This window comes from Parashewanella hymeniacidonis (genome assembly GCF_016900895.1).
GTDB classification, from domain to species: Bacteria; Pseudomonadota; Gammaproteobacteria; order Enterobacterales; family Shewanellaceae; genus Parashewanella; species Parashewanella hymeniacidonis.
The window spans coordinates 1-22,402 of the sequence record NZ_JAFEUN010000054.1; the positions used below are offsets into that span (position 1 = coordinate 1).

Annotated in this window: 14 protein-coding genes and 1 riboswitch; of the genes, 8 read left to right on the forward strand and 6 right to left on the reverse strand. The window is 40.6% G+C overall.

All coding sequences use genetic code 11. From position 1 onward, the window contains the following. Nucleotides 1-732 precede the first annotated feature (732 nt). Nucleotides 733-4,620: a phosphoribosylformylglycinamidine synthase gene (purL, locus tag JQC92_RS11925; RefSeq protein WP_204999867.1), complete on the reverse strand. Its 3,888-nt coding sequence runs from the start codon at nucleotides 4,618-4,620 to the stop codon at nucleotides 733-735. A 179-nt stretch (nucleotides 4,621-4,799) separates the two neighbouring features. On the opposite strand from purL, the gene mltF reads away from it, so the two are divergent. Continuing rightward, complete coding sequence (gene mltF, locus JQC92_RS11930; RefSeq protein ID WP_204999868.1) at nucleotides 4,800-6,209, forward strand: membrane-bound lytic murein transglycosylase MltF; 1,410 nt, start codon at nucleotides 4,800-4,802, stop codon at nucleotides 6,207-6,209. A gap of 188 nt (nucleotides 6,210-6,397) precedes the next feature. Here the strand turns inward: mltF and tadA are convergent, their stop codons facing one another. The 3 genes from tadA to guaB form a co-directional block, all read right to left on the reverse strand. Beyond that, nucleotides 6,398-6,904 carry a tRNA adenosine(34) deaminase TadA gene (tadA, locus tag JQC92_RS11935; RefSeq protein ID WP_276315798.1) on the reverse strand — a complete coding sequence of 169 codons (507 nt, stop codon included), beginning with the start codon at nucleotides 6,902-6,904 and terminating at the stop codon, nucleotides 6,398-6,400. Nucleotides 6,905-7,582: 678 nt separating this feature from the next. Then, nucleotides 7,583-9,160, reverse strand: coding sequence for a glutamine-hydrolyzing GMP synthase (gene guaA, locus JQC92_RS11940; protein ID WP_204999869.1), 1,578 nt, complete (start codon nucleotides 9,158-9,160; stop codon nucleotides 7,583-7,585). 61 nt (nucleotides 9,161-9,221) lie between these two features. Next, a complete protein-coding gene (gene guaB / locus JQC92_RS11945) occupies nucleotides 9,222-10,688 on the reverse strand; it encodes an IMP dehydrogenase (protein ID WP_204999870.1) in 1,467 nt (488 codons plus the stop codon). Nucleotides 10,689-11,017: 329 nt separating this feature from the next. Here guaB and xseA point away from each other — a divergent pair, with 329 nt between their 5' ends. Together xseA and JQC92_RS11955 are read left to right on the forward strand one after the other, a co-directional pair. Beyond that, complete coding sequence (xseA, locus tag JQC92_RS11950) at nucleotides 11,018-12,349, forward strand: exodeoxyribonuclease VII large subunit (RefSeq protein WP_204999871.1); 1,332 nt, start codon at nucleotides 11,018-11,020, stop codon at nucleotides 12,347-12,349. 8 nt (nucleotides 12,350-12,357) lie between these two features. Further along, the gene (locus tag JQC92_RS11955) at nucleotides 12,358-12,825 is read left to right on the forward strand and encodes a CreA family protein (protein WP_204999872.1); all 468 of its coding nucleotides are present in this window, start codon (nucleotides 12,358-12,360) and stop codon (nucleotides 12,823-12,825) included. 37 nt (nucleotides 12,826-12,862) lie between these two features. Here JQC92_RS11955 and JQC92_RS11960 read toward each other — a convergent pair whose 3' ends face one another. Next, on the reverse strand, nucleotides 12,863-14,323 hold the full coding sequence (locus tag JQC92_RS11960; RefSeq protein WP_204999873.1) for an NAD-dependent succinate-semialdehyde dehydrogenase: 1,461 nt from the start codon (nucleotides 14,321-14,323) through the stop codon (nucleotides 12,863-12,865). A 130-nt stretch (nucleotides 14,324-14,453) separates the two neighbouring features. Here JQC92_RS11960 and JQC92_RS11965 point away from each other — a divergent pair, with 130 nt between their 5' ends. The 5 genes from JQC92_RS11965 to JQC92_RS11985 all read left to right on the forward strand — a co-directional run bounded on the left by JQC92_RS11965 (nucleotide 14,454) and on the right by JQC92_RS11985 (nucleotide 21,726). Continuing rightward, nucleotides 14,454-15,104: a hypothetical protein gene (locus JQC92_RS11965; protein ID WP_204999874.1), complete on the forward strand. Its 651-nt coding sequence runs from the start codon at nucleotides 14,454-14,456 to the stop codon at nucleotides 15,102-15,104. Between the two features lie 27 nt (nucleotides 15,105-15,131). Beyond that, nucleotides 15,132-15,331, forward strand: a riboswitch (cobalamin riboswitch). A 93-nt stretch (nucleotides 15,332-15,424) separates the two neighbouring features. Then, nucleotides 15,425-17,383 (forward strand): TonB-dependent receptor, encoded by a 1,959-nt coding sequence (locus JQC92_RS11970; protein ID WP_204999888.1) that lies wholly within the window; start codon nucleotides 15,425-15,427, stop codon nucleotides 17,381-17,383. 42 nt (nucleotides 17,384-17,425) lie between these two features. Beyond that, a complete protein-coding gene (locus tag JQC92_RS11975; protein WP_204999875.1) occupies nucleotides 17,426-18,040 on the forward strand; it encodes a GDSL-type esterase/lipase family protein in 615 nt (204 codons plus the stop codon). A gap of 188 nt (nucleotides 18,041-18,228) precedes the next feature. After that, the gene (locus JQC92_RS11980; protein WP_204999876.1) at nucleotides 18,229-18,981 is read left to right on the forward strand and encodes an HDOD domain-containing protein; all 753 of its coding nucleotides are present in this window, start codon (nucleotides 18,229-18,231) and stop codon (nucleotides 18,979-18,981) included. Nucleotides 18,982-19,191: 210 nt separating this feature from the next. Further along, on the forward strand, nucleotides 19,192-21,726 hold the full coding sequence (locus JQC92_RS11985) for a hypothetical protein (protein WP_204999877.1): 2,535 nt from the start codon (nucleotides 19,192-19,194) through the stop codon (nucleotides 21,724-21,726). Nucleotide 21,727: 1 nt separating this feature from the next. On the opposite strand, the gene rpiA is transcribed toward JQC92_RS11985, so the two are convergent. Next, nucleotides 21,728-22,384 (reverse strand): ribose-5-phosphate isomerase RpiA, encoded by a 657-nt coding sequence (gene rpiA / locus JQC92_RS11990; RefSeq protein ID WP_204999878.1) that lies wholly within the window; start codon nucleotides 22,382-22,384, stop codon nucleotides 21,728-21,730. Nucleotides 22,385-22,402 lie beyond the last annotated feature (18 nt).

Below are 22,402 nucleotides of genomic sequence, written 5' to 3' on the forward strand. Positions count from 1 at the left end.
TAAACAGTGAAACTTACTTGCGGGGTGGTACTTGTGTCACAAAACAATGGCAAGCTTGTAGTTATAAATGCCAATAAACGGGAGTTTGAGATTGTCAATACCCCTCTGGTGAATGCTTACAAATTATTCAGGAAGTTTCAGGAGGAAATTATAAGAAAATGTGTTTATAACTTTGCAGTCCAATTCGCAAATTGAAAGCAAAAGCCCTGACAAAGAATACGCAAGAGCTTTTGCTAAAGCTTTATCTGTGACTAAAAGTTGTAATTCAAATTAAGCCAAAGATTAAGGCCTGGCTCGTTAACTTAAATCAATTACAGTAACGGTTGACTACCAGAGATACCGTTACCACTCGCTGACTTGCTCAGCGTGGGTTTTATCGAGTAGATTCTCAATACCAAAAATTGACTGATCATAATTGGGCATAAGACTATGAATCGAATATTCGAAATTTCATAGCAACAGACAATACTTTTGCTCTACAAAATGTAACTTGTAAATCTACAGCATCGGAGTGACAATTTTTGCAAATGAACAAAATGCTATGTTTCTGAGTACAATTTTCGCAAAATAAATCAGCGAACAAAAATTGAGAGAGCAAAGCGACTTTGATATTTAACCATCAAGTCGTTGACGGAATAATGAGCATTATGATTGGTCGAGACGAGACTAGTTTAAGATAAACAAAAAAGGTCAGGCTTTCACCTGACCTTTATCAATTCAAACTAACAACAATTACCCTAACTTAACTCTCGCATTGCGGAACATGCGCATCCATGGGCTATCTTCACCCATTTCATCTGGGTGCCATGAGTTAGCAACGGTTCTAAATACTCGCTCAGGGTGCGGCATCATGATGGTCACTCTGCCATCTGCTGTCGTTAAGCCCGTAATCCCGTTTGGAGAACCATTCGGGTTTTGCGGATATTGAGTCGCAATGTCACCATGACCATTTACATAGCGCAGTGCAATAGTTCCTGTCGATTCTGCGTGTGCTAGTGCGTCAGCGTTCGCAAATTCAGCATGACCTTCACCGTGTGACACTGCAATTGGCATTCTTGAGGCTTTCATACCTTCAAAGAAAATAGATGGGTTTTCTTGTACTTCAACTAAGCTGAAACGCGCTTCAAAACGCTCAGACTTGTTGCGTACAAAGTGCGGCCAATGTTCACTGCCTGGAATGATTTCTTTTAGGTTTGATAACATCTGACAACCGTTACACACACCTAGTGCAAAGCTGTTCTCATCGGCAAAGAAAGCACTGAATTCATCACGTGCACGTTGGTTGAATAAAATCGATTTCGCCCAACCTTCACCTGCGCCTAACACGTCACCGTATGAGAAACCGCCACAAGCCACAAGACCTTGGAATTCTTCTAAGCTGATGCGACCTGAAAGAATGTCTGACATATGTACGTCGACACTTTCAAAACCCGCACGGTTAAATGCAGCGGCCATTTCTACATGAGAGTTAACACCTTGCTCACGTAAAATCGCCATCTTAGGTGAAGCACCTTTTAAGATGAACGGCGCTGCAACGTCTTCTTGCGAGTCAAAGCTTAAATCAACCGTTAAGCCTGGCTCGTCTGCTTTCAGCTTTAAGTCAAACTCTTGCTTAGCACACTCTGGGTTATCACGAAGTGCTTGCATACGGTAGGTCGTTTCAGACCAAAGCTTACGTAGTGCTATTCGGCTGTCAGCGAATACGGATTCATTAGCATCAGTAATACGAATGTCGTCATGCTCAGCGATTGCACCAATCACATGACAATCCACACCGCCCGCGTGGTACTGGGCTTGAATGGTTGCTACATCATCCGCTTTTACTTGAATCACCGCACCCAGCTCTTCATTGAATAAACGCTCTATGTGGGTGCCTTTTAGTGTTGCTAAATCAATGTCTAAACCAGTGTTCCCAGCAAAAGCCATTTCCACTAATGTCGTGAACAGACCACCATCACTGCGATCGTGGTAAGCGATGATATTTTTATCAGCCACCAGCTGCTGTGTAGTTTCAAAGAAGTGGCGCAAAACGGCCGGGGTATCTACATCAGGTGCATTATCACCTAACTCGTTATAAACCTGAGCCAAGCATGAACCACCTAAACGGTTTTGACCTTGGCTTAAATCTAATGCTAATAAACGCGTATCACCTTTATCACTTCTCAGCTCTGGCGTTACGGTTTTACGAATATCTGTTACTGCGCCAAATGCGGTGATCACCAGTGACATTGGTGAAGTAACGGCTTTGTCTTCGCCGTTTTCATTCCAAGCCGTTTTCATCGACATGGAATCTTTACCAACAGGAATGGTTAAATCCAGCTCTGGACACAACTCTTCACCTATCGCTTTTACCGCTTCGTAAAGACCAGCATCTTCACCTGGGTGACCTGCAGCCGACATCCAGTTTGCAGAAAGTTTGATACGCTTGAATGAACCAATATCCGTACCTGCAATATTCATGATGGACTCAGCCACAGCCATACGAGCTGATGCACCAAAATCAAGCAATGCTAACGGTGTACGCTCACCCATTGACATAGCTTCACCCGTGTAGCTGTCAAAACTTGAAGCTGTAACGGCGCAATCTGCCACGGGTACTTGCCAAGGGCCGACCATTTGATCGCGATTAACGAGGCCCGTTACCGTTCTGTCACCAATCGTAACAAGGAAGGTTTTATCCGCCACTGTTGGTAAGGTTAGTACACGCTTAACGGCATCGTTAATTTCAATATTTTCTTGAGCAACTGGCGTGCCTTGAGCTTGTTTAGACACGACATCACGACTCATTTTTGGCGCTTTACCTAATAACACTTCCAGCGGTAAATCAATCGGCTGATTATCGAAATGTGGATCGTCTAGAATCAAGTCTTCTTTGATGGTTGCTTCGCCCACAACTGCAAAAGGTGCACGTTCACGCTCACAAATTTTGGCAAATACGTCTAAGTTTTCTGGTGCAACTGACATCACATAACGCTCTTGCGACTCGTTACACCAGATCTCTAACGGGCTCATGCCACGCTCGTCTGAAAGCACATCACGCAAATTGAAACGACCACCACGGCCACCGTCACTCACAAGTTCAGGTAATGCGTTCGAAAGACCGCCAGCACCTACGTCATGGATAAATTGAATTGGATTGTCATCACCCAACTGCCAACAACGGTCGATCACTTCCTGACAACGACGTTCCATTTCTGGATTTTCACGTTGTACTGATGCGAAATCTAAATCTTCGCTTGATTGACCAGATGCCATTGATGATGCAGCACCGCCGCCAAGACCGATGTTCATTGCAGGGCCACCCAGTACAATTAATTTCGCACCTTCAGTGATTTCACCTTTTTGAACGTGATCTTCACGAATGTTACCCAAGCCACCAGCCAACATGATTGGCTTGTGATAACCGCGCACTTCAACACCATTATGGCTATTTACTTCTTGCTCAAAAGTACGGAAGTAACCCAATAACGCTGGGCGACCAAATTCGTTATTGAATGCAGCGCCGCCTAATGGACCTTCGGTCATGATATCAAGCGCACTCACAATGCGACTTGGTTTGCCGTAATTGCCTTCCCAAGGTTGTTCAAAACCCGGGATATTAAGGTTGGAAACACTAAAACCTGTTAAACCCGCTTTGGGTTTTGAGCCACGACCTGTTGCTCCTTCATCACGGATTTCACCGCCTGAACCTGTCGCAGCCCCCGGATAAGGACTGATCGCTGTTGGGTGGTTATGAGTTTCCACCTTCATTAATATGTGCATCGGTTCAGTATGATAGTTGTACGTACCATCAGGATCTGGGAAGAAACGTCCTGCAACACTGCCTTCCATTACTGCGGCGTTATCTTTGTAGGCTGACAACACCCCATTTGGCGTGGTTTCAAAGGTGTTTTTAATCATTTTGAACAATGATTTTGGCTGTACTTCGCCATCAATTGTCCAATCTGCGTTAAAGATCTTATGACGACAATGTTCTGAGTTCGCTTGTGCAAACATCATCAATTCGATGTCATTTGGATTGCGACCAAGCTGAGAAAAATTCTCAACTAAATAATCAATTTCGTCTTCTGCTAAGGCTAAGCCCATGTCCACATTGGCTTTCGCTAACGCATCACGACCTTCACCTAATATGTTCACGCTGGTAAACGGCTTCGGTTCCGTTTGTTCAAACAAAACCGTTGCAGATTCTATATCACTGAATACCACTTCAACCATACGGTCATGAATCAACACAATTAATGACTTTTCTTGTTCTTCAGTTAACGCATCAACGTCAACGTCAACGTAATACGCCACACCACGCTCTAAACGGTTTACCTTTCCAAGGTCACAGTTATGGGCGATATCAGTGGCTTTAGAAGACCAAGGAGAAATAGTGCCGGGGCGTGGAGTGATGAAGTAGAGAGAGCCTTGAGGAAGTTGAGTTTCGATTTTAGGTCCATAAGTGAGCAGTTTTTCTAATTGTTGTCGCTCGTTATCGTCCAAGGCTTGGGATAAATCAGCTAAATGAATAAACTCGGCGTAAATACTCTTAACTGGAAGTGCCTGACTGTTACATGCTTGCAGCAGTTTCTGCACATTAAACTCTGAGAGTGCAGGGGCTCCGCGGATGATCTCCATCACGTCTGTTCACCTTATAGTTTGTAGGGTAGATATGGGATATTATTTGGGCGGTATTATATTGAAAATACGCTGACAAATCATCATTTGCTGTTGTTTAAACAACCTTTTCTTGTGTTATAAAGTAGTCGGTTTTCCAAAAACTCTTTTCTCATTATCCGAACGATTTTTAATTGCTTATGAAGTTAACTTTGTGTTCCGCATGGATGATACTCATTTTATCAGGCTGTAGAGCTACAGTTGAGCCCTCTGTGATACCTGAAAACCCTGAATCTATGCGGGTTTTGAGGGTAGGCACTCTTTATGGCGCTCACACCTATATGCAAACCAACAACGGAGCAACAGGGTTCGATTATGAAATGGCATTAAAATTTGCGCAGTATCTTAAGATTCCATTAAAAGTAGAAGTGTACTCGGACCGAACGCGTTTATATCGAGCATTAAACAATGGGAAAATTGATATTATTGCCGCCGGTCAGCAAGAAACACCATCAAGAGAACGAAAATATCGTTCTAGCCCTCCTCTGTATTTTGTTAACCAAGTGTTGGTGTACCGCAAAGGCACAAAAAAAGTCACCTCACTCAAGAATATTGTAGAGCCCATCGATGTTATGGCTAACTCATCTTTTGAAGAGCAACTCAAACAATTGTCATCAAACTACCCGAACTTAAAGTGGAAAAAGCTCTTTGGGATGGATAATGAGGAATTGCTCGATATGATCAATCAAGGTGAAATTGTGTATACCGTTGCAGACTCTAATATCATAAAAGTTAACCAACGATTCATGCCCGAAATCACAAAAGGGTTAACGATTGCTGAGCATCAACCGATCGTTTGGTTTTTTAAGAAGCATCACTCTAATCGCTTGTTCAGCAAAATTTTAGATTTTTGGAATACGCAAATTAAGTCGGCCACCTTCAAATTTATGTGCGAAAAGTACTTCGGTCATGTAAAAAATTTCGACTATGTCGATGCTAAAGCTTTTATTAAAGCATTCAACCGAGTACTTCCCAGATACCGCCCTATATTTAAAAAGCACGCTAAAGAACTCGATTGGCGTAAACTGGCTGCGGCATCCTATCAAGAGTCTCACTGGAAACCCAAAGCTCGCTCTTTTACTGGAGTAAGAGGCATGATGATGCTCACCAACCAGACCGCTAAACATGTAGGCATAGACAATCGATTAGACGCAGAACAAAGCATTAAAGGTGGAGCTATCTATTTAAGAGAGATGATTGAAAAGCTACCCGATGCAATACCTGAAAGACAACGAATGTGGTTTGCATTAGCGTCATATAATATCGGCATTGGTCATGTACTTGACGCACAAAAGCTTGCGAAACAAATTGACCTTAACCCGAATACTTGGCGAGACATGAAAAAAGTCTTACCACTGTTACAACAAAGAAAATATTACCAGAAAACAAAATATGGTTATGGACGAGGAACTCAAGCCGTACATTATGTTGATAGCATTCGCCGCTATTACGACACATTAGTATGGCTCGATGAAAAATCACAGCACCAACAAGTGAAAGAACAGTTACTGGCGAAGAATAATGTTACTGGTATTGAAAATATGAAATAAGCCCACATGTATTATTTCTGTAACATAGTTAAGGTAAAACCTACCTCAACACAAAACAGAAATTATCGAGGTACCATGAAAAGAAAATTCAATAACACATCTTCACGAAGACGAATGCACAATAAAACTAAACACCTACGAACCATCAAGCGTCAAAAACTGTTCTTTAACTTCTTAACAGCTGAAAATTAATCTGATCTTTCAGCTGCTTTTTTTGCTTTTTTCAACGCTTTTATTTCTACCCTTCTATGTTTAAAAAAAGCACTTAACTGCTGACTGCACTCTTCTGACATTACACCAGATTCTACTTCAACAATATGATTGGCCGATGAATGCTGCAAAACATTATGCACCGTACCAGCAGCACCAGTTTTCTCATCTTTGGCTCCAAAAACCACTCTGTTAACTCGAGAGTGAATGATGGCGCCTGCACACATACTGCAAGGTTCTAAGGTTACATAAAGGCAAGTATCAATAAGGCGGTAGTTTTCTAGAACTTTACCAGCCTGTTGCAAACAGCGAATTTCAGCATGACCACACGGGTTATGGTCAGTAATTGAAAGGTTGTAGCTGGTCGCTATAACCTCATTATTTTTAACTAATACAGCACCTACAGGTACTTCACCTTTGTCTTCTGCTTTTGCAGCCATTTCCATTGCCAGCTGCATCCATTTTTTGTCTGTTAAATTTTCCAAAGCCAATTTTATTTAAATGAAATGCTCTCCGATTATACCAAATTTAAATAGAGGGCGTTAGAATCAAGTAAAGTTATTTATATACCCACGATACCTGAAGATGCATGTTTCAGGACTTTTTCAGCGCCAATTCTTTGAGGCGCATTAGCGAAGGAATATCGGGATTCTTTCAAGCTAATGTAACAAAGAAGAATTGGCGCTGAGAAGTCCACGCAGTGCGAGTTGCACAGCTTGTTACTCTTCGTTGCCAGTGCTAACAATAGCTCACTATTGCCGCACACCGTCGCCTTAATTAACAAGTTGTGCATTCTCGCTGAAATCGAGCATCTTCAGGTATCATGGGTATATTTCATCATAATCTTCATTTTCATTGCTCTCACATTCTACAATCTGAGGTTTAGAGCTAAATTTCACCCCAAACACAGATCTGCGAAATGAAGTCGTCAGTTGAAATGCAAGATAAATGATTTATCTCAGCGATTACCAACAGAAGATTCAGAAGGATTTATCACATTAGTTAAAAGCAAAGGAAACAAAACTAACGTGGAAGAGTATTTGAAGGGCACCACAGTAGACTGATTTGAAAACTTTAAAGAAAATTAGCCACAGATTTAAATGCGCCTTTAATGCTTTAAAAAGGCTTACCTCTACTGGTAAGCCTTTTTACTTAAATCAAATCTATTCCCACTCAATCGTTGCGGGTGGCTTACCAGAAATATCATAAACAACTCTAGATATTCCATCGATTTCATTGATGATGCGGTTCGAAACACGGCCTAAGAAGTCATAAGGCAAGTGCGCCCAATGTGCAGTCATAAAGTCGATGGTTTCAACTGCACGTAGAGAAATAACCCAATCGTACTTACGGCCATCGCCCATTACGCCCACAGAGCGTACTGGTAAAAACACGGTAAACGCTTGGCTGACTTTATTATATAAGTCCGCTGCATGCAGCTCTTCAATAAAAATAGCATCCGCACGACGTAGCAAATCACAATATTCTTTCTTGATTTCACCTAATACACGAACGCCTAAACCAGGGCCAGGGAAAGGATGGCGATAAAGCATATTGTATGGCAAGCCAAGCTCTAAACCGATTTTACGCACTTCGTCTTTAAACAATTCACGTAATGGCTCAACTAACCCAAGCTCCATATCGTCAGGTAACCCGCCCACATTGTGGTGTGACTTGATCACATGAGCTTTGCCCGTTTTGCTGCCTGCGGATTCAATTACGTCAGGATAAATCGTGCCTTGAGCCAACCATTTTGCATTTACGCATTTCTTAGATTCCTCATCGAATATTTCGACGAATACGTGACCAATCTTTTTACGTTTAGCTTCAGGGTCAGCAATGCCTTTTAATGCATCTAAGAAACGATTTTCAGCATCGACATGAACAATATTTAAACCAAAGTTATCGCCGAACATTTCCATAACTTGATCGGCTTCGTTTAAACGTAACAGACCGTTATCGACGAATACACAGGTTAGTTTGTCACCGATCGCACGGTGTAGCAGCATAGCAACAACGGATGAATCAACACCGCCTGACAACCCTAAAATAACTTCATCATCACCAATCTGCTCTTTTAAGCGAGCAACAGCATCTTCAATAATGGCACTTGGCTTCCAGTTGGCTTCACAGCCGCAAATGTCTAATGCAAAGTGCGAAAGAATTCGCTCGCCTTGGCGAGTATGCGTAACTTCTGGATGAAATTGAACGCCGTAGAATTTCTTATCTTCATTAGCCATTGCTGCAAATGGGCAAGTTTCTGTTTTAGCGACGGTAACAAAACCTTCTGGGATTTCAGAAACTTTATCGCCGTGGCTCATCCATACATCAAGTAATGGTTTGCCGTCCTCGCTTACAGCATCTTCAATGGCTTTAAATAACGGTGATTCTGTGACTCTTTCAACTTGGGCGTAGCCAAACTCACCTTCACCAACACCTTGAATTACTTTGCCACCAAGCTGCTCTGACATCGTTTGCATGCCATAGCAAATACCTAACACAGGCACGCCAGCATTAAACACATATTCTGGTGCACGCGGTGAATCATCAGCGGTCACACTTTCAGGGCCACCGGCTAAAATAATACCGTTTGGCGCAAATTCACGAATGTATTCTTCAGAAACATCCCACGCCCAAAGTTCACAATAAACACCAATCTCACGAATACGTCGCGCAATCAGTTGAGTGTACTGAGAACCAAAATCTAAAATGAGGATTTTATGCTCATGAATATCGTTCATTTTTGACCTTTAAAACTATTTGAATTGTTATAAAAAGAGCGACCAAAGTCGCTCAATAAACTTACACGCCTGTACGATAGTTTGGTGCTTCTTTTGTCATGGTGACATCGTGAACGTGTGATTCGCCCATACCAGCAGAAGTTACTTTTACAAACTCTGCTTTAGTATTGAGTTCATGAATCGTTGCACAACCGGTTAAGCCCATACAAGATCGCAAACCGCCCATTTGTTGATGGATAATTTCCTTTAGGTGACCTTTGTAAGGAACACGACCTTCAATGCCTTCTGGTACTAATTTGTCAGCCGCATTGTCCGATTGGAAGTAACGGTCCGAAGAACCTTGCGACATCGCCCCCAATGAGCCCATGCCACGATATAATTTGTAAGCACGGCCTTGATAAAGCTCAGTTTCACCCGGCGCTTCGTCAGTGCCTGCAAACATCGAGCCCGCCATAATGCATGATGCACCTGCAGCTAACGCTTTTGCTAAGTCACCAGAAAAACGAATACCGCCATCAGCGATAACAGGAATGTCTAATTTTTTTAGTGCTTCAGCAGCGTCAGATACAGCGGTAATTTGCGGAACACCTACGCCAGTGACGATTCGAGTAGTACAAATTGAACCAGGGCCGATACCTACTTTAACAGCATTTACGCCAGCTTCAACAAGCGCTAAAGCACCTTCAGCTGTTGCTACGTTACCGCCAACAATTTGTAATTCAGGGTGTTTTGCACGGGTTTCACGAATGCGTTGCAATACGCCTTCTGAATGACCATGTGACGAGTCGATAAGCAACACATCAACACCTGCTTTTACAAGTGCATCTACACGTTCTTCGTTACCAGCACCAGCGCCAACAGCAGCGCCAACACGCAGACGACCAAGCTCATCTTTACATGCATTTGGCTTACTCTCTGCTTTTACGAAGTCTTTTACTGTGATTAAACCTTTAAGTTTAAAGTTATCATCAACCACAAGTACTTTTTCGATACGGTGAGAGTGCATTAAGGTTTGCACCTGATCTAACGGCGTACCTTCTTTAACAGTCACAAGACGCTCTTTCGTCGTCATCACTTCCGCAACGGTATTCGTCCAGTCAGTAACAAAACGAACATCACGACCAGTAATAATACCTACGAGTTCGTTAGAGCTATTGATAACAGGATAACCAGCAAAACCATTTTTATGAGTTAACTCTCGTAATTCAGTCAGAGTCGTTTCAGGTGATACGGTAACAGGTTGCTGAACAATACCCGCTTCGTAGATTTTCACTTTACGAACTTCTTCTGCTTGTTGTTCAATACTCATGTTTTTATGAATAAAGCCTAAACCGCCTTCTTGAGCCATGGCAATAGCAAGACGAGCTTCAGTAACTGTATCCATCGCAGCGGACACAATTGGCATATTCAAATTAATTTTATTTGTGAGTCGAGTTTTTAAGACAGCAGTGTTTGGGAGGATAGTTGAATGCGCAGGCACAAGTAAAACATCATCAAATGTGAGCGCTTCTTTCTTCAATCTTAGCACGGCAACATCTCCCTTATTGTGTAGGGTTAAAGGTGAAATATTGCGGCGGGATTATACTCTGAATCACTGTTGCGGTAAATGGAAAATATGAGATTTTTAAGCGTTTGGTCAGTAAAAGCAGGTAGATAAGCAAAAACAGTGTTTTCTTATTTTAGACCAATCGCCTAAAGTCGTGAATAATAACCTAAAATATTCAACGCTATAATCGTTTTACTATTATCCTAGTTTACTGAACATCTGACCTTACTTGAATAATTTAAAATCTTTTTTCAGCTGCGTTCTGAAGTGATATAAAATGCTCTGATAATAACATTGAGTTTACGATATAAATGACAAAAACCATCTACACCGTTTCACGTCTCAACGGCGAAGTAAGGCGAACCCTTGAAGGTCAAATTGGTCGAGTTTGGCTGAGTGCTGAAGTATCTAACTTTTCATCTCCAAGTTCAGGGCATTGGTATCTCACTCTCAAAGATCATTTCTCTCAGATCCGTTGTGCCATGTTTAAGGGCAAAAATCGAAATGTCTCTTTTCGTCCCGCCAACGGACAGCAGGTTTTAGTTCAAGGCAATATCAGTGTTTATGAACCTAGAGGTGATTACCAGCTGATTATCGATTCGATGCAACCCGCTGGTGATGGATTACTCGCTCAACAGTTTGAAACGTTAAAGCTTAAGTTGGCTGCAGATGGGTTATTTTCAGCCGAAGACAAACGTCCACTGCCTGATTCGATTCAAAAAATTGGTGTCATTACTTCTCCAACGGGTGCCGCCATTCGAGACATATTGCATGTTCTGAACCGTCGAGACCCCTCTATCGAAGTCATCATTTATCCAGCTCAAGTCCAAGGTGAATATGCAACTCAACTGCTCTGTAATGCCATTAATCTTGCTAATGAGCGCGATGAAGTCGATGTGTTATTGGTCACTCGTGGTGGTGGTTCATTAGAAGATTTGTGGTGTTTTAACGAAGAGGCATTGGCTCATACCATTTATAACTCTGGTTTGCCTGTTGTGAGTGCTGTTGGTCATGAGGTCGATACCACCATCAGTGACTATGTTGCAGATGTTAGAGCACCTACGCCATCGGCTGGTGCTGAGTTACTGTCTAAAGATGTCAGCCATAAGTCTGAAAAAGTAATCACATTAAGTGATCGCTTAATTCATGCATTTAAACATTACAATCTGCAAAAATCTGCCGTTCTTAACCATCTGCAAGCACAGCTGCAAAAGCATGAGCCTGAAAATAAATTGATTCAGTTGCAACAACGTTTTGACGAAGCTCAATTAAAGTTAGATGCACTGATACAGCAAAAGCTTCATCACGCTCAATTGAAACAACAGAACTTACAAAATCGATTATTGAGTCTATCGCCAAAACATAAAGTAGAGTTATCGTTGTCGCAACTCGAAAAACTAGAGATCGCTTTAAAAGACTCTATGACAAGCAAAATCACACAAGCGCAGTCAACGTTTTCACACTTAGCACAACAGCTTGATATCGTCAGTCCACTCGCAACACTTAGCCGTGGTTACAGCATTACCACAGATGAAAATAATGACGTTGTTACCGACTCAAGTAAGCTCGAAGTCGGCGGTCATATCTTGACTCGTCTCGATAATGGTAAAGTAACGTCGAAAATTGAAAAAATCGAACACTAGGTATAATAATGAAAAAATTTGTTTTAGCGCTATTAGTTAGCGGCTTGTTATCGGGCTGCGGTGACAATGAAGTTGGTGATGTGTCTCTTGGTTTATTTACCATGAAAGACATTAAATTAAATACGCTTGTTGACCCAGATGTGCCGGGAGTTACTTGCCATATAGCCTCAATAGAAGCCGAATTTTCGTTATCAGATCCCAGCGATAGCTCAATCTCATGTCGTCAGACCGGAGAAATTACGCCTGAAATGATCGCTCAAATTGATAAGAGCGACTCTGGTGAAGTGGTGTTTAAAAAGTCGAAGAGTATTTTCTTGAAAGCAATGAAGGTAAGACGCATTTTTGATGCTAAAAATCAGACTTTAATGTACTTATCTTATTCAACCAAAGAAACATCAGGCAGTTTCAAGCACAGCCTATCAACAGTTCCGTTGTGGGGAACAAAAGCTTACAGAGCAAGCGCTCAACAAAACTGATTATTCAAAAAGCCGGTCTCTTCCGGCTTTATATTTATTAAATCGACATACAGATGTATTTCGTTTCCAAATATTCAGATAGACCTTGATGCCCGCCTTCCCTCCCTAAGCCTGAGGATTTTACGCCACCAAAAGGGGCAACTTCTGTAGAAATAATACCTGTATTAACACCAACCATTCCGTATTCAAGTGCTTCTGATACCTGCCAAACAGTAGAAATATCTCGAGCGAAGAAATAGGCCGCTAGACCAAATTCAGTTTCATTGGCTTGTTTAATCACATCTTCAACTGTGTCGAACTTGAATAAAGGTGCCACGGGCCCAAACGTTTCTTCATGAGCAATCAACATCTTATTATTGGCATTTTTTATGATCGTAGGTTCAAAGAAGTTTCCTTGTTCGAATTGTTCTCCATGCTGTCTTGTTCCACCAGTCAACAACTCACCACCAAAACTTAGCGCATCCGCTATATGCTTTTCGACTTTGTCTATGGCGACTGAATTAATTAATGGGCCAACGTCTATCCCCTCAACATTACCGTGACCAACGTTCAGCTTCTCAACTGCCAGTTTTAATTTTTGAGCAAATTCATCATACACATCTGCTTGAATATAGAGACGGTTAGCACAAACACACGTTTGTCCTGCATTTCTGAATTTACAAAGAATCGCACCCGCAACAGCTGCATCAATATCAGCATCATTGAAAACAATAAACGGCGCATTACCACCGAGCTCTAGAGAGAGCTTTTTTAATGTCTTAGCACTTTGAGCCATCAATAAGCGTCCAACGGGTGTTGAGCCTGTAAATGACAATTTCCTCACTATGGGATTATCACATAAGGTTTCACCTATTTGTTTAGCATCACCACAAATAACATTGAATACGCCGGCTGGAATACCTGCTCGATCTGCAAGCTCTGCCATCGCTAATGCCGTCAAAGGAGTGTCCGGCGCAGGTTTAACTATCATAGTGCAGCCTGCCGCTAATGCAGCGGCGGCCTTTCGTGTTATCATCGCTGCTGGGAAATTCCAAGGCGTAATGGCTGCCGTGACACCAACAGGCTGCTTCACTACCATTAAACGTTTATCGGACTGGTGAGGCGTGATCACTTCTCCGTATACTCTTTTTGCTTCTTCTGAATACCAACGAATAAATGAGGCTGCGTAGGTGATTTCGCCTTTCGATTCAGCCAGTGGCTTACCCTGCTCTAAAGTGATCAGCTCTGCTAATTCGTCAGTATTTTTCACAATTAGCTCATACCATTGCATCAAAACAGAAGCTCTTTCTGAAGCCGTTAACTTTTTCCAAGGGGATAATGCCTTACTGGCTTGCTCAATGGCGGTTTGAGTTTCATTTTTACCCAATTGGTAGACTTGGGTAATTTCTTCTGAATTTGCGGGATTGGTTATTGTGACTAAAGAATGAGAATCATCACCTATCCACTTGCCATTAATATAACTTTTCTGACGAATCAAACCACTACTGACTAATGACATTGGGTATCTCCAAGAAATGTATACACTTTTTTTACAATTGCTCTTTTTTAGAGCTTGAATGTTCGATAATATATCAAACAGTTAGCTAAATCCCATAAGGGAATAAAATTAAAACAAGGACGCTAATCAAATGTTTGGTTTAACAGAACGACAATGGTTCAGCTCAAAAGTGACTCGCTCAGTAGCTCTCTTCGGAACAATTTTAATGAGTTTTAGCTGCTTAGCTAACTTTAACCCTGTTGAAGATCGAGTCACACTCAACATTTTTTCACTCCCGTTGGAAGTTAACGTTCCTTCAAACTGGAAGCAAATCCGCCAAGATCAACTCTCAAATATGTACTCAGCAGAATTTCTTCCAGAAAACGAAACCATGAATCAATGGACGCAACTTATCTGTGTACAAGGGTTTAATAATGTCTCTGACTCTATGAGCCCAGAGACATTTCTCGAATCCTTTTCTTTAACGTACAACGAACATTGCCAAGGTGACATTATTTTTGAACCGTTAGGTGACATAGAAGTTAAAGGATACAAAGGTACTCACGGCCTTTTGGGATGTACCAAAATGCCTAATACTCATACAATCCAAATTGGCGAACGGCACTCATTTGTGACCAAACCTCAAGGTGAAATGGGGTATTACACTGTATTGATGGCAGATAATAAACTCATCCTTTTTCACAAATCGATTAGAAATAAAGTCTTCTCACCTAATCACCCTCCTTTTTCCAGAGAAAACTATCAGGCTTTCGTTGGAGAAATATTTCCAAATAAATTGTAGACAAACAGACGCTTAGACGTCTAAAATAACACCGTCAATTTTGATGGTGCTCTTTGTCGAAAGATAAAAAGATAATCGGGAAATCAGTGAAAGCCTGATACTGCCCCCGCAACGGTGATGGTTAGGAAGTAAACTAAATGGGTTTACTTCCATTAATGCTTATTTTTTTAAATAAATTTAGCATTAGAAACCTCAGTCCGGAGACCGGCCAACAAAGTGATTTCGAGATTTCGGTGGGCAGATCTCTAAATGCGATGCTAATTCTATCAGGTACGAATGGTCTTGTGACGCCTATGCCTCATTTTCCTCTAACTATGAAAATGAGAACAATGAAAAAACAATTTACTCTTTCTATTGCAGCAGTATTAACAGCATCATATTTATATACTCCAAATGCGATTGCTGAACAAAACGCTCAATCTAAACCTCTTGAAGTCATTGTTGTAACTGGTCGTCAAGCCAAGAATGATTTAGACATACCAAGCAATATCAAAGTTATTGATAGTAGTGATATTGAAGCTAGTGGTGCAACAACTTTAGAAGACGTTTTACGTGGTCAGTCAGGTATTCAAGTTTCAGACACTAATTCAGGTGCTGTTTTTTCGATTCGTGGTTTTAATGGCGGGCAAGCAGCGAATAACACCTTAATCTTAATTGACGGTCGCCGCCTGAACAATATCGACATTGCGGCTCCTGCAATCAGCGCAATCCCTCTAAATCGAATTGAACGTATTGAAGTACTATCTGGCAGTGCTGGTGTACTTTATGGCGACCAAGCTGTTGGTGGTGTCATTAATATTATCACTAAGTCTCCAACGGATGCAGGAGGCTCAGTTTACTTAGCTGGCGGTAGTTTCGATAGCCAAGAAGTTAGAGCTGATTATTCAAATCGAATTAACGCTGATTGGAGTTACTATTTAACGGCAAATCATCAAAAAAGCGATAGCTATCGTCGTCATAATGCTAGCGAAACAGGTTCTATTTTAGGTCGTTTACAGTATGAGAACGGCGACACACGCTTCTTCGCTGAATCAAGTTATTACGATAGTGACCGAGAGTATGCTGGCTCACTGACTAAAGAACAGTTAAAGCAAGATCCAAGACAGAGCAATTCAACGACTGACTACGGGCATCAAATTTCTAAGGTATATCGTTTAGGCTATTCCCAGGCAATAAATAAAGCGTGGGCCTTTGATTCTGAGCTGAATTTTAATGACTCCAACACGAATGGTTCAAGTTTTGGTTCATCTGCGACAAATAGCCGAGAATTACTCAGATTCACCCCTAAATTAATTGCAAATTACAAGACTGATTCAGGTAATTTAAATCTATTGTTCGGAAGTGATTTAAGCCTAGGAAAATCTGAGTTTATTGGCGGTTTCACCAATGGTCGTTCAAACACTCAAAAACTCGTCAGCCTCTATACTCAGGCGACAGTGCCATTAACTAAAGAACTGGATTATATTGTTGGTGGACGTTATTCGGATATCACGGACGAAATCAAAGATCCAAACACGTTTGCTCAAGGTGCCGATTTAGACAATGATGCCCATGCTGTAGAATTTGGTTTAAATTACCGCCCAAATACAAACAACCGTTTATATGTACGTGCTGAAGACAACTTCCGCTTTGCTAAGGTTGATGAACAAGCCTACAGCAATGCAAATGGTTTAAAACCTCAAACAGGTCGTTCATACGAAGCAGGTTGGGACTTCAGTAGCCAAAAGCAAAGTCTAAAAATCAGTCTGTATCAACTCGAACTTGAAGATGAAATAGTGTTTGATCCTAGCGCTGAAAAGCCGTATCCAGATGCACGATGGAATGGAGCAAACGTTAACGCTGAAGCTTCTAAACGCTTAGGTTTTGATGCTGATTGGAATTTACAGTTATTCGAGAAATTAAATGTCGGGGCTGAATATCATTATATCGACTCTGAATTCACCGAAGGCACTAACAAAGGTAAAGAACTGCCTTGGATTGCAAAAAACACAGGGCGAGTCTTTAGCACATACGATCTAACAGACTCTCTACAACTTTTTACAGAAGCTAATTACGTCGGTAAGCGCTTTCTTGAAGGTGATAACGCCAATACTGGTGAAAAGCTTGATAGTTATGCATTGTTGAATACAGCGATTAATTATCGTAAAAATAACTGGCTAGCAAGCTTAAGATTGGATAATTTATTAGATAAAGAATATGTTAGTGCTGGCTACAGTTATGGTGCTTTCTATCCTGGCGAAGGCAGAAGTTGGAAATTGAGTTTACAGTACCAATTCTAAAAAAAATTTAGCACCAATCATTATTGGTTATTTGGAGATTTTATGTTTAAAGGACTACATCGTTACCTGTTTATATTAGCGGCTTGCTTTGTAGTTCTTTTCATTTTTAACAGTAATAAACCCTCTCTCATCGAACTGAATGATGGTGCGACATTGTTAGCCTTTGGCGACAGTCTAACTCAAGGCATTGGCGCTTCGGCAAATCAAGACTACCCTGCACAACTTTCTAAAATTCTGAATCAAAAAATAATCAATGCTGGGATTTCTGGTGAAACGACATCTGAAGGTCTCAAACGCTTTGAGCAAACGATAAATGAACATTCGCCCGATGCCATCATTTTACTCGAAGGTGGTAATGACTTTATTAGAAACGTTCCTCGAAGTGTGACTCATCAAAATTTATTTCAGATGATCGACATAGCAAAAGCGCAAGGTATCGAAGTGTTACTTATTTCAGTGCCAGAAAAAGGCATCTTTCTCTCTGACGCTGAAATCTATCGCTCTCTGGCTAAAGAGCATAACATTCCTCTGTTAACTGACACCTTATCTGACTTACTCGGCACCCCTGCAAAGAAATCGGATTTAATTCATTTGAATAATCAAGGTTATTTTGACCTAGCACTGGCAATATCTAAACAGTTTAACTTCACAAAATAGCTTTTTTATAACTAAATTTATCAAAGTTACTCAAATATTAAGCTGTTGTGCCGATACCCCTTATGAATGCTTTTTTTTCTGTTAGTATGTTGCGCTATAAAGCTTGGATTGAGAAGCAATTAACAGTTTTATCTGTTCAAACTTTGTAAAATTTTATAGCGTTAAATTGTGAATGCGAAAGTAGGCAAATGCTACAACAAAAAGTCACTGAGAGTACGACAGAACTTGAGCAGAAACTATTTACTCAAGTAAAGGCAATAGTATCAAACGAAGAACAAGTAATTGGTCGTCGTGGAATTCTTATTCCTTTAAAAAAGGCCATCATTGCTGATGGCGACATCCAAAATGTGATCGATATTATTGCAAGTGATCCAGCATTAGCCGCTCACTTGTTGTGGCGCACGAATACGGCACACGCCGAACTGAATAACAAAGGCAAGGCTAGAACACTAAAAGAAGCATTAATTCGCCTTGGCCAAGTTAATATTTACCGCTATTCGTTTACGTTCTACTTGAAAGAGCAATTTGATGAATTACCTCAACCATACAAGAAACTGGTAAAGGGCTACTGGGCACTTACAGAGTCTATTGCAGAAGAAGCGCTTGTTTTATTACACGAGTCAGAAAATCAACTGCTTGACGCAGACGAGCTTCAAACTCTAGCGTTATTTAGCGTATTTGGACAAATTATTTCTCTAACGGCTTTTGCATATCTAGAAAGCCAGCTTCAACAAGCCCTTCCACTTAAGATAGTTAAAAGCTTAATTGACTCTGAACAGCAACAATTCACTATGTATGCGTTTAAATCAATGGGTTTAGATAGCGAATTACAGAAAGAGTTTTTAATTGCTCATAGTGTAATAAGCAGCAGTAATTCTGAATCTGTTGGCTTACTTTTAAGAGACGTTCTTACTAAAAGGGATATTTTGCTCAAATCATGATTTTTCTGTCACAGAGATTTTTATTACACTCTGTGACATTATTTTCATATTTTTCTCGATTTATCCAGATTGCTCTTCACCGTAAATCCATTATTAACTTTTCGTATTATAAAGTGCTGATTAAACCTCTTTAAAGTTTCTAGTAAAATTAACTCCGCTCTGCTTTACTTTATTTAGGCTTTAGATGTAAAAGTCTACGGAGTTAAGAATATGAGCACAATAGAATACTCACTAAAATCAATAGCAGGTCAAAGTTACTCTGCCCACCCTGGTTCTGTTCCGGGAAAAAGTGATAAACAAAAAGTCCTTAATGTATATGATTGCGCAATAAGAACCGCTACTTCGACTCTCGATAAGTCTTTCTCAAATTTTTTAGATGCTGAACACACCGAAGCCGAACCTAGATTAGAGCCCAATTTACTTAAGTATGATTGCTCTTTAAAAGGTGCGTCTTATAGTGAAAGCGAACTCTTAACCAGTTTAACTCTAGAAACACCTTCAAATCCGCCCCAAGAACCTAGCTGGTTAAAACTAAAAAACTTTTTTTTTGGTCGTACTACAACTAGCAAAAAAAGAACCAGTCCTTGTCCCCCTGAAACACCACCTAAATACGGTTTAGAGACAAGCAGCAAAAAAGCAAGTTTTCAGGAGAGTTCTAGACCGAACTCTCTAGAGCATTCTACCGTTCTTTCAACTTCTGAAAGAAGCTCTCTTGATGGTACAAAAAGCGAGTTTAAGCATGCAACAGATCAATATACACACTTTAGGATGAGATCTTCTCAGCAAGTACCTGAACCTAAATTTACTCCGGAAACCCTTGAACAACCAATAGTTCTCTTTTCTCAAAAGTATGATGAAGCTAAACGAGATTGTGTAAAAGAAATTGCTGAACGTCATGCCCAAGAAGTATTGGATTCGGGTGAAGTAAGCAGTCTTGAGTCACTCATTGAATTTGGTGTTTCAAGTTTAAGCAATGGCCCAGTAACATTAGAATCAATTAAGTTTGATGAAAAAGATTCAAAATTAGAGCGATACAGAAAACAGTGCCACCTTTCTTGCACACCATGGCTTATTTCTTCGAGACTCGCTTTAATAACGTTGAATGAACTTATTTCAACAGATAAACACCCTTCCCTTTCAGATGGTTTTTTGAGCCTCGATGCATTAGAACAATTAATTGGAACCAAAAAATTTCAAGAAATGGAGTTAAGTCGACCATTTGAAGCCGCTGTAAAAATGTTCACTCAAGATTCACAGAAACCGACCAAAGTGAGTGTTTCTCAGTTCATAAATGCACTCAGATTACAATATGAATGCCAAGCAGGTGAAGAAAGCCAATTATCACATTCAAAGATCAGAGTAACATCTAAAGGAGAGCTTCGCGCAGCCTCTAACAGTGGGCTTTTTTACAATGCCGTTGAAGAGAACCAACAAACAGTACCTCTGACATGTAATCACCTGTATCAGATTGATAAAGGGAACAACTTCTCCTTGCAACGAAAATTAGATATTAACCGCCAAGCGATTGAGAATACATCTGATGTAACAGAGCTTTTAAAATATCGTCATCATATTCATAACAGCAATTCTGATATTGCCACAGAATTGCAGCAACTCGCTGATGAAAGACTAGAAAATCTAATTCTTCATTCAAGTGTATCTTTTAAATCAACCGATATTGATTTGCAAAAACTCATTGGTACCGATCTAAACTCTATTCCACCAAAAATTCGAGATAGCCTTTTAGAAGCGGTCATCAATGAATGTAATGTATCAAGCAAGTTGTACTATGCTCACTCCGTCATTAAGTCTTCAGAGCATCAATTAGGGGAAGAGTTACCGACAGAAAAAATATCAGCAATGATAGAAAGTAGATTACAGATTGTTAAGTTTAAAGAACGAATCTCAAAAGGTGAAGGCTTAGGAGAATGTATCAAGCAATACTACACCTTTAAGACAGAAGATAATCCAATAGCTGAATCACTTTTTGGTGAACTTATCTACATTGCTATCGAGCCAACGAAAGTACAACAACTTATCAGCTGGATGAATCAGAAAGACGGTATTGATTGGCTAAAGCAATCTCCTGAACATCAAAAATTCCTTACCGAAACGCTAGGAAGGCTCTGTATCGATGTAAGTTTCGATCGTAAACCGTCTTCCCAAACTGCGCCTGAAAGTAAATCGACGTTTGAAGAAGCAATTGAAGATCCACACAATTACGAGTTTGATTTAGAAAAATCACTCACTCCCTCAGAGGTTTTCGCTCCTACTTACATTAAACCAACGGTGAACCTTGAAGAATATTCAAGAGAGGAATTGAATACAGAAATGTTAAAGAGCATAGCAAAAAATGATATAGAAACGTTTAGAGCGGCAATAGCCAATGGCGCAGATCTTGATTTATTAAGTCAAACATTAGATATAGAGACTCAGAACAAATTGAATATCCCCAATATGACGATTAGTGATTCATTATGTGACTGGTTGGCAGAAAATAGGCCCATGCTGTTGAAGTGCTTAGGTACAACATCCCCCCAAAGAATGCATACCTCATATAAAAGTCAAAGGGTAAGCCCTCTTTTAAATACGCTATGCCGTACAAGCGAAACTGAGGCCCTCTGGAATTTGCTTAGTGGTGTCTATAGAATTTCAACCTCAAGCCCTGCCTATAATGGTATGAAATCGAATGGAAGGCATGACTATAAAGTAATTCAAGTCTTAAACAATCATGCCAAAAAATAACTTATTTAACTGTTTTTACACCTTCTGGGGTGCCAACTAGAAGTACATCTGCACCGCGGTCAGCAAATAAACCATTAGTTACAACACCAACAATGGCATTGATTTGAGCCTCTAATTTTTTAGGCTCCATGATTTCAAGGTTATAAACATCTAAAATCACATTACCGTTATCAGTGACTACACCTTCACGATATACAGGATCGCCGCCAAGTTTAACTAACTCACGAGCAACGTACGAGCGCGCCATTGGAATCACTTCAACAGGAAGTGGAAACTTACCTAAAATATCAACTTGTTTGGTGTTATCAACGATACAAATAAATTTACCCGCAACCGCTGCAACGATTTTTTCACGCGTAAGCGCAGCGCCACCACCTTTAATCATATCCATGTGGCCATTAATTTCATCAGCACCATCAACGTATACAGACAAGTCATCCACTGCATTCAAATCAAATACTGGAATGCCTAACGCCTTCATTTTTTGAGTTGAAGCTTCAGAACTCGAAACCGCACCTTCAATGTCTGCTTTCATCGTTGCAAGCGCATCAATAAAATGATTAACCGTTGAACCTGTACCTACACCTACAATTGTATCTTTTTCTACATATTCAAGTGCAGCCCAACCTGCCGCTTTTTTCATTTCATCTTGAGTCATAACTGATTCCGATAAGAC